The 14,251-nt window shown below is 42.7% G+C and carries 9 protein-coding genes; 7 read left to right on the top strand and 2 right to left on the bottom strand.

Annotated features, from left to right (window positions below; genetic code table 11):
- Window positions 1-12: 12 nt before the first annotated feature.
- Window positions 13-786, bottom strand: a complete 774-nt coding sequence (cysZ, locus tag L2729_RS17965; protein WP_101092146.1) for a sulfate transporter CysZ — start codon at window positions 784-786, stop codon at window positions 13-15.
- 193 nt (window positions 787-979) lie between these two features.
- Here cysZ and L2729_RS17960 point away from each other — a divergent pair, with 193 nt between their 5' ends.
- The 7 genes from L2729_RS17960 to L2729_RS17930 all read left to right on the top strand — a co-directional run bounded on the left by L2729_RS17960 (window position 980) and on the right by L2729_RS17930 (window position 11,693).
- On the top strand, window positions 980-4,393 hold the full coding sequence (locus tag L2729_RS17960; protein ID WP_248989492.1) for a chromosome segregation protein SMC: 3,414 nt from the start codon (window positions 980-982) through the stop codon (window positions 4,391-4,393).
- A gap of 23 nt (window positions 4,394-4,416) precedes the next feature.
- Complete coding sequence (gene zipA / locus L2729_RS17955) at window positions 4,417-5,352, top strand: cell division protein ZipA (RefSeq protein ID WP_248989491.1); 936 nt, start codon at window positions 4,417-4,419, stop codon at window positions 5,350-5,352.
- A gap of 77 nt (window positions 5,353-5,429) precedes the next feature.
- On the top strand, window positions 5,430-7,436 hold the full coding sequence (gene ligA / locus L2729_RS17950; RefSeq protein ID WP_248989490.1) for an NAD-dependent DNA ligase LigA: 2,007 nt from the start codon (window positions 5,430-5,432) through the stop codon (window positions 7,434-7,436).
- A gap of 165 nt (window positions 7,437-7,601) precedes the next feature.
- Window positions 7,602-8,072, top strand: a complete 471-nt coding sequence (locus L2729_RS17945; RefSeq protein ID WP_248989489.1) for a DUF2919 domain-containing protein — start codon at window positions 7,602-7,604, stop codon at window positions 8,070-8,072.
- 935 nt (window positions 8,073-9,007) lie between these two features.
- Window positions 9,008-10,201, top strand: coding sequence for a cyclic di-GMP phosphodiesterase (locus L2729_RS17940; RefSeq protein WP_248989488.1), 1,194 nt, complete (start codon window positions 9,008-9,010; stop codon window positions 10,199-10,201).
- A 28-nt stretch (window positions 10,202-10,229) separates the two neighbouring features.
- Complete coding sequence (locus L2729_RS17935) at window positions 10,230-11,051, top strand: SDR family oxidoreductase (RefSeq protein WP_248989487.1); 822 nt, start codon at window positions 10,230-10,232, stop codon at window positions 11,049-11,051.
- Window positions 11,052-11,066: 15 nt separating this feature from the next.
- Window positions 11,067-11,693, top strand: a complete 627-nt coding sequence (locus L2729_RS17930) for a thiol:disulfide interchange protein DsbA/DsbL (protein WP_428848262.1) — start codon at window positions 11,067-11,069, stop codon at window positions 11,691-11,693.
- Window positions 11,694-12,610: 917 nt separating this feature from the next.
- Here the strand turns inward: L2729_RS17930 and L2729_RS17925 are convergent.
- Complete coding sequence (locus L2729_RS17925; protein ID WP_248989486.1) at window positions 12,611-13,819, bottom strand: VRR-NUC domain-containing protein; 1,209 nt, start codon at window positions 13,817-13,819, stop codon at window positions 12,611-12,613.
- Window positions 13,820-14,251: the final 432 nt, after the last annotated feature.

Here is a 14,251-nt window from a genome sequence, read left to right as displayed (position 1 = left end):
ATTTACAGCGAGTTACTCTGGTGCGATAGCGCTGTTTTTGTATGCTTCACGATATTTATCGACCCACATTGAAGTAGCACCACAAATCGCGACTGGCATTACAACGAAGTTGAGGATTGGGATCATCGAAAACAGAGTGACAGCAGCACCAAAGCTGAAGCTGGTGCCTTTTGTTTGATTAAGGGCAAATTTCATCTCAGGGAAAGGCACTTTATGGTTATCAAAAGGATAGTCACAGTATTGAATAGCCATCATCCATGCACTAAAGAGAAACCATAAAACGGGCGCGACCGTTTGACCCACAAAAGGCAGTAAAAACAGCAGCAAAAAAACAATGGCGCGAGGCAGATAATATTTAAGCTTTATCCATTCTCGACCAAAAATACGCGGTAAATCTTTGATTAAATCGATTCCACCACCAGTATTGAGCGGCTTGCCTGTTAAGAGCTGTTCTACCTTTTCTGCCAGCAAACCATTAAACGGCGCCGCTAGCCAATTCATCACTGAGCTAAACACAAAAGACAGCACCACTAATAATGTCAGCACTGCTAGTGGCCATAAAAGAAAATTCAACCAGGTTAAGTATTCAGGGAGTTGGCCCGTTAGCCAAGCGAATACTTGCTCCAATTGCCCGAAAGCAAAATAGATCAAGCCTGCAAAGATCACTAAGTTGATCGCAAGCGGGATAAACACAAAACGCCTTAGTCCGGGTCGTTTAATTAAACTGAAGCCTTCTAAGAAGTAGTTAACACCGCTTTTTTTTGTTACTGGATTGGTTTTATTCATAGAATTCTTTTTAGCTAAAATTGCGCATTAGCACGATTGTGAGTCAGTCGGATTTTATCCGCAAGTGAAAAGCCGTTAATCACTGATAAAAAACGTTACAAAATGCTGTTAGCTTTGGTAAAGTTAGCATCGGAATAACCCCATCAAACTTAGTCGCTAAATAAATTAGCGTGGAAGTGACCAAAACGGCATCATGAGACTTAAACAGATAAAACTTGCCGGATTCAAGTCATTCGTCGATCCAACCAAAATTCCCTTACCCAACCCTTTGAGCGCCATTATTGGTCCAAATGGTTGTGGAAAATCAAATATTATTGACGCTGTGCGCTGGGTGCTGGGTGAAAGCTCAGCTAAACATCTTCGTGGCGACTCTATGGTTGACGTTATTTTTAACGGTTCAACAGCGAGAAGACCGGTATCTGTCGCCAGTGTAGAGCTATTATTTGATAATCAAGATAATCGACTTGCCGGGGAATATGCCAGTTATCAAGAGATAGCGATAAAAAGGCAAGTGAGCCGGGATGGCGACTCGAACTACTTTCTAAATAATCAAAAGTGTCGTCGTAAAGATATTACTGACCTCTTTATGGGGACCGGACTTGGTCCTCGAAGTTACGCCATTATCGAGCAAGGAACGATTTCTCGTCTAATAGAGTCTAAGCCGCAAGAGCTTAGAGTATTCATTGAAGAAGCTGCGGGGATCTCTCGCTATAAAGAGCGTCGACGTGAAACTGAAAACCGTATCCGACATACTCGAGAAAACCTATCACGGCTGGGCGATATTCGCTCTGAACTGGGTAAGCAATTAGAGAGGCTTGCTGAGCAAGCTCAAACGGCGAAGCAATATAGAGAGTTAAAGCAATCTGAACGTCAATGCGAATCGGAGCTGGTGGTATCTCGTTACCATGAGCTTAATCAGCAAATAGAGGGTTTTAACCTTCAGATTGGTAAGTTGGAAGTGCAGCAAGCCAGTCTATTAGCAGAGAAGCAGACGCTTGAATTAAGTTTGACTGAGTTAAGCTTGCAATTAAGTGAGTTAGACAGCCGTGAGCATGAGCAAGTTGAAGCCTTTTACTTGTCCAAAACACATATTGCCAAGCTTGAGCAATCGATGAAACATCGTGAGCAGCAAAATGATAGTTTAAATCAACGACTGCGAGAGATCACAAGGCAAATAGAGTTACATCAAACCGGACTCCATAGCGACACTCAAACCCAGACTAGACTTCAAGAACAACAGCAACAATCTCTGCCAGAAATGGAAAGTTTACAACGTCAAGTTGCCAACGAATCAGCTCAATTAGTACAAGCTACTCAACGCCATAGTGAGCTTTCAGAGCAGTTTCAGATAAACAGTAGCACAGAGGCTAAAGCGCATTTAGCCGTAGAGATGAATCGAAGTAAACTGAATCACAGTGCCAATGAGTTTGTTCAAAAGCAAAAGCTCGTCGCTAGGCTGACGGAGAAAGCGCAACAGCTTAGCGAAAAGCTTGCTGAGCTTAAGGCTAACGCGTTAACGAGTCAGTGCGATACGCTAATGACAGAGACCGAAGGTGAACAAGAGGTTTATGACGAGCTGAGTTTCAATATTGAAACTCGTCAAAGCGCAAGCGATGCGCTTAAAATTGAACTCGAATCCGTTAAAGTCAAATTAGCCGATGAAAAAGGGCGTTTGTCCGTAGTTTCGCAGTTATTACCTAACGAAAATGACATCACCTGCACTCAGTTATGGCAAGTTATTGAGGTGACTCCTGGTTGGGAGCGCTCGGTCGATTTATTACTGTCTAATGTGCTCAACTCTCCAGTACTCCTCGACGATGTTACTGAAATGACCACTGGGTTTAACGCTAACCCAATGACTAACCATGTGATTAATACGCCGGTGAATTTGCAACCATGGCTAAGTCAGGTTAAATGGCTAGAAACTAAAGATGAAGCCATACAGCAACGCGCGGTACTTGCTGAACATGAGATGTTTGCTACCGCCGACGGTTATCTTGTTGGAGCTGACTTTATCGTTGAAAAAACAGCGGAGTCAAGCTCGTTAGTGCAACTTAAGAATGAATACAGTGAACTTGTTGAAGCCGTAGATAATACCGAAAGCAAGTTAAGCACGTTGACACTGGCACTGTCTAAGCAAGCGCAAGAGCTAGCACCATTAGTCACAGTTCAGCAGCAAAAACATCAACAGATCCAAGCACAAAAAGTGATTCTAGCGGGATTGCAGTCACAACTTAAAGCGATGCAACATGCTATAAATGACACTGATGAGCGGCATAAGCAGTTACTGCAAGAGCTGACAGAAACCAGTCAAGAGCAGCAACAGCTATCGACTCAAAAAGTGCAGTTACAACAGGATGCTCTAGCATTACAACATACTTTTGAGCAAGCTCAACAAAGAAAGCAGACCGCTGAAACCGACAAACTCGCGGCATCTACGTTGCTCAATAAACTAAAAGTCTTGCTAAGCACCTCTGAACAGTCACTTAAAACGCGACTTAAAAGTGAACAAACTATCCAGACTCAAGTCGCTTTAATAGGGCAAAAGGTTAATCACCAGCAGCAACGACTTGAAGAGCTTGAACACAACGAAAAGCAAGTTCTAGCGCAACTGGGTGATAAAGAGAGTGGTAGCGCCAATCATAATGCACTTCCAATAAAAACGCAGTTAGCGCAAGCATTGGAAGTTCAACAAGTGAAACAGCAAGCATTAAGTGGTATTAGACAGCTACAGGCAGGACTTCAAGAGCGGTGCGATAGTGCTGGAGCTAATAAAAAACAACAACTTGTAAAGATTGAAGACTTGACTCAGAACATGAGCACGTTAAAGTTACGTCGTGAAGGTTTAAAAGGGCAAATTGACAGCCAGTTCAGCCTAATCAATGAGCAGGGGATCGATGTTGAGCAGGTATTGTTAAAACTCGATGCGAATCGTACCACTTTATGGCGTCAAAAAGAGTTAGAACGTTTGCGATCTCAAATAGTGCATTTAGGGGCCATAAACCTCGCCGCTATTGAAGAGTTTGAACAACAAAACGAGCGTAAAAGCTATTTAGATAGCCAAGATGAAGACTTAAATTCGGCATTGAGTAGCTTGGAAGAAGCGATTCGGAAAATTGATACCGAAACCAAAAGTAAATTTAAAGATACTTTTGAGAAAGTGAATAAAGATTTAGGCATTTTGTTTCCAAAAGTATTTGGGGGGGGGAGTGCCTATTTAGCGTTAACGGGGGATGATCTTCTAGAAACCGGCGTCACGATTATGGCTCGGCCACCCGGTAAAAAGAATAGTACAATCCATCTTCTTTCTGGTGGAGAAAAAGCGTTAACGGCTTTATCATTAGTTTTTGCTATTTTTAGATTGAATCCAGCACCTTTTTGTATGTTGGACGAAGTTGATGCACCTTTGGATGATGCCAATGTTGAACGATTCTGTCGTTTAGTAAAAGAGATGTCCCAAAGCGTACAATTTATATATATTAGTCATAACAAGATCACCATGGAATTGGCCGATCAACTTATCGGTGTGACTATGCATGAGCCCGGCGTTTCGCGCATTGTGGCGGTAGATATCGATGAAGCGGTGGCGTTAGCCGACGCTGGATGAATATAGGAATTACAGGGTAACCAATGGAAAATTTGCGACTGGTATTGCTTCTTTTAGGGGCGATAGTGATTATTGCCGTACTTGTGCATGGTTTTTGGTCTATAAAAAAGCAACAACCTAAAGGGTTCAAACAGAGCCCTATGACCGATATCAATCGAGAGCGCAGAGATTCTCAAGGTTTCGATAACGATGGTATCGGCGAAGTGAGGATCATCAAGGCGCAAAGTGATCAATCATCGGTCACTGAGCAGAGCATTGAGCCATTAATGGCAGAAGCGGGCGCAACGGCTAATGTCGACACTGTATTTGAATCTAATGTTGATACCACATTTAGTTTAACTGAAGCGCCAACTCAGAAAGCCGCTCGCGCAGCAAAAACGACTCGAGTAGAGCCTTCTTTGTCAGAAGCTGAACCTGATCCTGATGTGTTTAAGGAAGATACACCGATTCAACCGTCATTATTTGGTGCTGACGAACCAGTATTAAGCACTGAAGCTGCCCAAGAAAGCTTTGTTGCAGAAAGTGTTGAGGAGCCGCAACCATTAGGTGAACCACAAGATGTGTTGGTATTACATGTGGTGGCTAAAGAGGGTGAAGAGCTTAACGGAGCAGAGTTGTTACCTTGTTTACTGACATTGAACTTCAAATTCGGTGAGATGAATATATTCCATCGCCATGAAGACAATGCAGGGACCGGGAAAGTGTTATTTTCAATGGCTAATATGGTTAAGCCCGGGGTATTTGACCCCGATAGCATGGAGCAGTTCTCGACCCAAGGCGTGGTGTTGTTTATGACATTACCTTGCCACGGCGATGCATTGAGAAATTTCTCTATTATGCTTAACTCAGCTCATCAAATTGCAGATGATCTCAACGGCATTGTACTTGATGGTGGCCGCGATGCGTGGCTCGATAGTACGAAACAGAATTATATTCAACGAATTAAAGCGCAGGTTTAACGCAGAGCCAACTTATTAGTTAAACCGGTTTTTAAAAGGTCGCTTCGGCGGCCTTTGTTATTATGTGGACAAAATAAATGCACGCTATTGAACTAGAAATCGCAGCACTGACTAGCCAACTTAATCAGCACAATTACCATTACTATGTGGATGATAATCCTACGATTCCAGATGCTGAATACGATAGATTACTTAGACGCCTTAACGAACTTGAGATGCAACACCCTGAATTGGCGAGTGCAGCCTCTCCCACACAACGTGTTGGCGGTGAGGCGTTGGCGAAGTTTGACCAAATTACTCACTTAAAGCCGATGTTGAGTTTAGATAATGTGTTTGATGAAACTGAATTTAGCGCATTCCATTCAAGAATTGTCGATAAAGTGGGGACAGATCTTAGTTATTGTTGCGAGCCTAAACTCGACGGTTTAGCGGTGAGTATTGTTTATCGTGATGGCGTATTTGAACGTGCCGCGACCCGTGGCGATGGCCAAACGGGAGAAAATATCACTGAGAATGTACGCACTATAAAGTCGATACCATTAACGCTTCGCGGTGATAAGTTTCCTCCACTGGTTGAAGTTCGTGGTGAAGTGATTATGCCGCACCAGGCATTCGATGCACTTAACAAACGCGCATTAGCGAAAGGTGACAAGCTGTTTGTTAACCCTCGTAATGCGGCTGCAGGTAGTTTGCGTCAGTTAGACAGTAAAATAACAGCCAGCCGAGCCTTAGGTTTTTATGCTTATGCGTTAGGGGTGGTTGAGCCTGAAACGTGGGAGCTTGCCGACAGTCATTATGGCCAGCTTGAACAATTGCGCTCTTGGGGCGTGCCAGTCAGTCAAGAAGTTAACGTCTGCGAGTCGATCGCCGAGGTGATGGAATATTACAATGATATTCAACTGCGTCGCAGTGGCTTAGCGTTTGAAATTGACGGTGTGGTGATTAAAGTTAATCAAATAGCGCATCAGTTAAGCCTTGGCTTTGTGGCTAAAGCCCCTCGTTGGGCTACCGCGTTTAAGTTTCCGGCACAAGAAGAGATGACCCTGTTAGAGGGCGTTGATTTCCAAGTCGGTCGTACAGGGGCTGTGACGCCAGTTGCACGTCTTAAACCGGTATTTGTGGGTGGCGTGACCGTCTCAAATGCCACGTTGCATAATGCGGATGAAATAGCTCGTCTTGGGGTTAAAGTCGGCGACACGATCATTATCCGTCGCGCCGGTGACGTTATTCCACAAATTGTTGCCGTGGTGGCTGAAAAACGCCCTGAAAACGCTGAAGATATCGAATTTCCTACACAATGCCCAGTGTGTCAAAGCCTAGTGGAGCGTATTGAAGGTGAGGCGACTGCACGTTGCACTGGTGGACTATTCTGTGAAGCACAGCGTAAAGAAGCCATTAAACATTTTGCCTCTCGAAAAGCGCTCGATATTGACGGTATGGGTGATAAAGTTGTTGAGCAGCTAATTGATAAGGAACTTGTCGAAAGTCCTGCCGATCTATTTAGGCTGACAGCATCAGCGATGACGATGCTTGAGCGCATGGGGATGAAGTCTGCGACTAAGCTTGTGGCCTCTATCAATGTGGCAAAAGAGACGACATTTTCCCGTTTCTTATATGCGTTAGGGATCCGCGAGGTGGGTGAAGCGACGGCAGCGAACCTGGCCGCCTACTTTAAAACATTGGATGCGCTTAAGGCCTCTAATGCAGAAGAATTCATTAAAGTCGATGATGTTGGCACCATTGTTGCGGCACATCTTGAGCACTTTTTTGCGCAGCCGCATAACCTAGAGGTTATTGATAAACTCATTGAAGCGGGCGTATCTTGGCCAGTGATTGAAGACGTTGCTGATGAGAATTTATCGCTGAAAGGGCAAACATGGGTATTAACAGGCACCTTAACGCAGCTTAACCGCAATGATGCGAAGGCACAGCTTCAAGCGTTAGGTGCAAAAGTCGCAGGCAGTGTATCGAAGAATACCGACTGTTTGGTTGCCGGCGCTGCAGCAGGGTCTAAGTTAACCAAAGCGCAAGAGCTTGGCGTAAAAGTGATTGATGAAGATGCATTGATTATCATCTTGTCTTAAAAGTTATCATGGTCAATAACAGCTCCTTTTTAAGGAGCTTTTTTGTGTCATAAAACTCAATCATTGAAATTGATAAGTCTGGCACCATATCTACCCTGTTGATGGTGACTTTTGTAATGGCAATGGCTTTAGTCACAACACCCGATTTAACTCAAAGGAGATGATTTGAATTTCAGCAATATTACTTGGCTTGACGATAAAGGCCATATGAAGCCCCCGCTGATGCTTTACCTGATATTGGTTTTTCTTGCACGGGGTTGGTGCATATTAGTGGCATCTTTAACACAAGCGAGCGATAGGGCTGGCTTGGTTGCGCTGGTTTATCCACAAAAGTCCGATTTCTTAATGGCATTAATGGCGGGGGCGGGCGCCTTAGTGGTCTACGCGGTCATTATTGCAGAAAGAAAACGTACTCCTCAGTGGGTACAGCCTCTATTTCCTTACATGAAGTGGGTGTTACTGGCTTTATTGTGTATAGATGCCAGCTTACTGGTGCAACGGGTATTACATTCGTACTACGTTTATAGCTGGAGTGTGGGATTGGATGCGCTTTTTCTGTTTTGGAGCACGTTATATTTGTTTAATTCAAAGCGATTGACACATTATTTTTCCGATTGGAAAGCACCGAATGAGTAGCCAGTGACTTTAATTAGTTTACGTCGCTTCTAATCTGACTATGGATAGCGGCCTTATAGAATAACACTTACCTTGCTTTACCTTCCCTTGCTGCGAAAACATTTAGCATACTATGGCTGGTGGCAACGCCGTATTAGTAGTGACAATCTTGTTTGATAACAGTCTTTTTGGAAGGACTCTAGTGCTGAGTTATTTCAATCTGTCGGTATTAAGTGCAAACTTCTGGGATCATAGGCAAAAAAAAGACGCTGTATAAATACAGCGTCAAAAGAATCTGCAATATCGACAGCATTCGATATTATGATCCAGGGATATTGACGAAAAACCTTCTTTAGTTAAGCCATAAGCAGCACTCGATTACGACTAGCCTTAATAAAAGGACAATTGACAGTTTGCCTTTGAAACTAATAGTCGGGGCTATCAATGCCAAAGAGCAGAATTAGAATACAATAACCTCACATTGTATACAATATCCTTTGGCGGTATTGTTGAATTAGTAAGGGATGATTACGCTATAAGTTATAACTAATGGCTAAAGTGTTCATTCGTCATGGTTCAATGCCCGGAAAAACATCACTCTGTTAGAGGTAAATCGGCCGACGTTAGAATGACAGATGTTAGGATGATTAGTCTAAATATCATTGCGAGACTCGCTTCTGTTTTTAGCTACGTCAGTATTTGCAATGCACTGAGACGATGTTTCATCTCATATCAACGTCGACAATTGTATCAATGTTCATTAATCATAACCGTCATAAAATTGACTTACTAACTGTTATTCACAGCAGAAAGCTATTATTATCGAAATATGAGTAAGATTGATATTCCAATGCTTTAGCGTCACTTTAACTCAAGCTAAAGTCATTGGTCACAATCTCCTATTTCAAAAGTGAGGCGCTTGGTAGATTGAGTGTATTTCACTGGAGTAATCAGTAATGTCCAAGGGCGTTAAATTACCTTTGTCACAGTTGATCGTTGGTTTAACGATTAAACTGCCTTTGTCATGGACTAATCATCCTTTTGTATTTAACCAATTTGAGATTGAAAGCGGATCGCAGATAGAGTTGATTAAAAGCTTGAATATCTCCTATGTGTATTTAATCGCAGGCAAAGAATTAATCACGACGACAGCTGCACAACCGATAGCAACAGTGGTAGAGAAGTCCGCAGAAGACTATGCAAAAGAGCAGCTTTCATCTCTACGAAAATCATTAAGAATTAGCCAGCAACGATTCCAAAAGTGCGGTGTAGAATGTCGCACTGCGTTTTCAAAAATAAGTGCTGAACCGGAGGGGGCCTACCGAGCCGCAGCAACGTTAGTTGAATCACTGATGGATCACATTAAGGAAACTCCAATACCGTGCCTTGCATTAGTCAATAGTGGTGAAGACAGCGCGATAACCGAGCATGGCGTATCCGTTGCTGTACTATCGATGATGTTGGGGCATTTACTAGACTGCACAAATTCTGAGTTGCGTGATATGGCGATGGGTGCATTATTTCATGACTTAGGGAAACTTAAAGTGCCTGATGTCATCCGGCGGAAAAAGTCGAATCTATCCGATCATGAGGTTAACTTTTTAAAGATGCACCCTAAGTTTGGCTATGACATGATGACCAAACAAAATCTATTTCCTGAAGCGGTGCTCGATATTGTATTACATCACCATGAATGGGCTGATGGCAGTGGTTACCCTAACGGACTGAAAGGGCCTGCAATCGCATTAACCACTCAAATCGTTGCACTGGCAAATGATTTCGAGCAATTACTAAAGGGGGGAGAAGGGCGTTCTCCGCAAGTCGCTTTAGGCTATCTTTTTAAAAAAAGAGTGGGTAAGCATGCACCATCATTGATTTCGGCACTGGTCAAAGTGCTTGGGATCTACCCTCCCGGTACATTAGTGTTGCTATCAAATGCTCAAGTTGCAAAAGTGCTGGTCACCACACCTTTAGTGAAGCAACCTCACGTGCTTGCATGTGATGAAAACGGTGAGAACACAACACTACGATATTTGATTAAAGAAAATATATCGATTGAGAGGGTCGTAAAGATTGATGAGTTAAGTAAAACAGCATTAACAAAATTAGACCCCAGTGCTGATATTAGTTTTTACTTCAGCCCTCTGTGAATCAGTTTAAGCAAAGATAAGGATAAAGATGATAAAGTCAGTTTGTATTGTAGGCTGTGGCTGGTTTGGCCTACCGTTAGCACAGGCAATGGTTGCGCAAGGAATTAGGGTTAATGGTAGTAAACGCAACGCTGAAAATGCCGCTTTGCTTACTGAGCATGGTATTAATGGGTTTACATTAGACTTATCGCTCGACGAACAACTAGAGCAAAATCAAGGCGCCATAAAAGTCGCGCTCAATACTGATTGCCTGGTGGTCAATATCCCGCCTAGTTTAAGAAAAGACCCCGACGGTTATTTAGTTAAGCTGGCAAGATTAAAAACCTTGATCAACGATATCACTTATCAAAAAATTATCTTTATCAGTACGACCGGGGTCTATCCTTCACTTGAAAAGCTGATGATTGAAAAAGATGCTGTTGCTCATTCTGAAGTTAGCGGCAAGCTGCTACAAGCCGAAGCCATGTTTTCAGCGCTAAGTCATAGCTGTATTGCTCGTTTTGCGGGTTTAGTTGGGCCTGAGCGTCACCCTGGGCGTTTTCTTGCCGGTAAAACTGAACTATCTCAGCCCGAAGCACCCGTTAACATCGTTCATTTGCATGATTGCATACTGGCGGTCTCTAAATTAGTTTTTGAGCCAAGCTCAAACGGGACGTATAATGTTTGCGCGCCGAAGCATCCGGCTCGTCAGTCTTTTTATCAACAAGCGGCTTTAGAATTGGGCTTAGTTGCGCCGCAATTCATAAAAGAGAGCGGTAGCGGAAAAATCATTAGTAGCGATAGGTTAATGAAAGAGCTAAATTTTGAATATCAGTTCAGTGATCCCATGGATATGCTGGTTGCCTGTTAAATATTAAGGAGTGTTATGAAGCAGTTTAAAGTCTTTTTGGGAAGTGCAATATTGGCGTTTTTTATGCTGTTACTGCCACTACAAAGCGCACATGCCAAGCAATATGTAGAAGGTGTCGATTACGTTAAAATCGGCGGGATCCCTGAAGCACAAAAGCCAGTAATAAGAGAGTTCTTTTCCTATAATTGCGGTCATTGCTACAAACAAGACCCGCTTTTTGAAAAGACGGCACACTTGCTTGAAAATGATATTCAATTTGAAAGAACCCCTGTTGGTGCAGGGCGTACGAGTTGGATATTAAGTCAAGAAGCCTATTATTTAGCGCAGAAATTCAGTGTCACTAAACAAGTTCATGGCAGTATCTTTAGCCGTATTCATGAAAAAGGGGACGCATTCACACGCCCTGACCAATTAAAATCATTCTTTGTTAGCCAAGGTCTAGATGCTAAAAAGATCGACGCAGCGATGAATTCTGCTGATGCTAAACTGGCCTTGATGAATTATGACACTCAAGCTCAATTAGCTGAAATTCGTGGGGTACCGTCATTAGTCGTTAATGGGCAGTACCTGATTAAAGTGCAACCTCAGTCACCTGAAGCGCTTGCAGAGTTGATTAAATATCTGAGTCAGCTTGAAGACTAAGCGTTGAATTGAGACTAGAAGCCCACTTAGAGTGGGCTTTTTTATGGCTATTATAGCGTCGAGCAACAAACGCCAGAGGGTACGTCTTGGGAGCAGCTAAGCAGCAGTTTGGGGATTGAGCATGATGCCTAATCAAGAGATCCCCGCGGTGACCCAAAACTAGCAAGCTATTGGACAAAAGCTCGTTGGTGCTTAAAGTACTTCAGCATCTAAAAACCAAACTAATCAAACTTCGTTTGATATAAGGTCGTGGCGCTTCGCCCACACCCGAGCCAAGGGGGAAAGCGCTTGTCCCCCTTAACAAACCCTCAGCGCCCCAGACGAAGTTGTCTCCCTCATACTTATTCAAAATAGCCTAACGCTTCCGATGGGACATCCTGTCCCGCGAAAGCTATGCCCACGTCCGTGTGGGCATTACGGCTATTTCTTCAACGTACTTCGGCAACTTCGATGGGGAATAGAGTATTCTGCTGGTTCACTTCAACCTGATATCCTTAAGACTTATGACCAAAAACTAACAAGCTATTGAACAAAAATAAGCTAGCTTAGCAGAACAACTTGGGAATAATTGGGAGTCATCCCGGCAAGGCTTCTGGGCCGGGTTCTAGTGCCATTACCTAAAACATCTACTTATGATGGAAAGCAGCTCATCCACTATGTTCCTTTGCAAGCCGCCGTGAATACCTCCATGTAGGCTCTGCTGAAAAATCCCTTTTTCAGAAGCTTGCACGTTCCACAGCAGATGATCTGCCAGCGAGTTCAGAGTAGCGTCTAGCTCATTTCTGGACAAAAGCTTGTTAGGTGAATCACTTGGAAGTTCGGTTTATCCATTAGGATAATTTATGGGTAACGCGGCAGAAAAGCAAAAGTTGTATTGTAGTGGAAACATTTTCCTTGTGGCTGCGTTTGTTATGCATTCACAGCTTTCCAACTTTGAATATTTTTGCCTTGAACCCCATATGTTGCATGTTTCCCATCAACCAGTTTTTCTGATCTTCACTTAGCTTATCGTTTCTAGATTTGACTTCTACAAAGAAAAAATCATCATTATCATCATATACTAACAAGTCTGGCCAGCCACAAAAGTTTTTCCAGTAGTTCATTACCATGTAATTGAGAACTTTCTTAATATTTTCCAATCCTAATACATTCATTACCTCTTTAGCTTTAGAGATATCTTTTTCTCTATGTGCCCAAAGGTATTGTCTAAAGTTTGAACTGCATTCTAACCAATAGTCGAACAGCCAATCTAAATCATCTAGCTCGGATAGATGCCAATCTATAAGCTCTTTCTGTCTTTCAAAGTACAAGTTACTTCCAAAGTCATCAGGCAAGATTGTCGTAATCATTCCTTCCTGACATGTGTTTGTATCAAAGTCATTTCGACTACCAAACTGAACAATTCTCCCTTTACTATCGTCAGCGTCTTCAATGACCAAAAACATAAAAATACCAAACAAGACATGAAATGGAACACTTTCTACTTCTAAAACTTTGAACCCTTGCTTATTGAAGTAATCAGCTGCATATTCTTCAACAGTAACAATACCGTCTCCATTGCGGATACCAACCTTCTTTTCGCCTGTATTAACATGCTCAGCATTAACAAGGATAACCTCCGTATTAGTCGTTTCGATTACTTCTTGCTGACTCTTTTCGCTGTACTCATACTTTGGATTAGTTTCATGTTGTTTTTTTATTTCAGAAATAACCTGCTTTTCAACTTCACGTCTTTTTTCTGGGAAATTAAATTCAGATGAGTTGTAATCCAAAGGGTCTAAGTTTGGGTTGGCATCATAAAACCTTCTTGTTGTTTCAAAGAATATCTCACGCCAATAATATCTAACAATTTTCGTTGTAGCCCCATGCATAGGAGCTGTTGGTGCCGCAACAGCCTTTAGCCCCCTACAAACTGGACATATGTTTTCTTGGAATCCAAGTGTTACAGGAACTTGCTCTTTGGAACCCTCCCAAGAACCCATTTTGAGTTGGTGAGGTAAGAATCGTTCACCATGCTTTTTATCACAAGAGCACATAACTACTTCATTGCAATCTTTACAATGATATTTACGAATCAAATCATATTGATTTAAACAAGTTACATTTTCATGACCACAATTTTTCATGACTTATGCATAACCTTATATTTGGCTGCATGTTCGTTTTCACGCAGACACCACTGTTTGTTCTCTGCACACTATAAACGTTAAAGGTATTTTTTTTCAACCAGTTAACTAATCGTATTTGAACATAAACGACTCAATTGGATTGTGGGAAGTGAGCGCTTGGTTTAACGAGACTTCATATGCAGATCGTATTTTGTATTAGAGCAAATTGCCAGTCATTAGCTCTGCTCGGTTAAAATTGGTTACCTGATGCATGTTGGATTTATAGTCCTAACAAACTTTGGGGCTATAGCGCCTTAGAGCTATCACTCTAAGCCGTACCTGTCGGATAGGCGGCACTTGTCACCAAGTACCGCCCTCCTAAGAACCGGACGTGCAACTTTCACTGCATACGGCTCAAGCCTCCACTAAGGCGTATTCTGTTACCCAGCA

This window comes from Shewanella gelidimarina, from assembly GCF_023283945.1.
GTDB classification, from domain to species: domain Bacteria; phylum Pseudomonadota; class Gammaproteobacteria; order Enterobacterales; family Shewanellaceae; genus Shewanella; species Shewanella gelidimarina.
The sequence above is the reverse complement of the archived record's forward strand: the minus strand, read 5'-3'. Positions and strand labels throughout refer to the sequence as shown.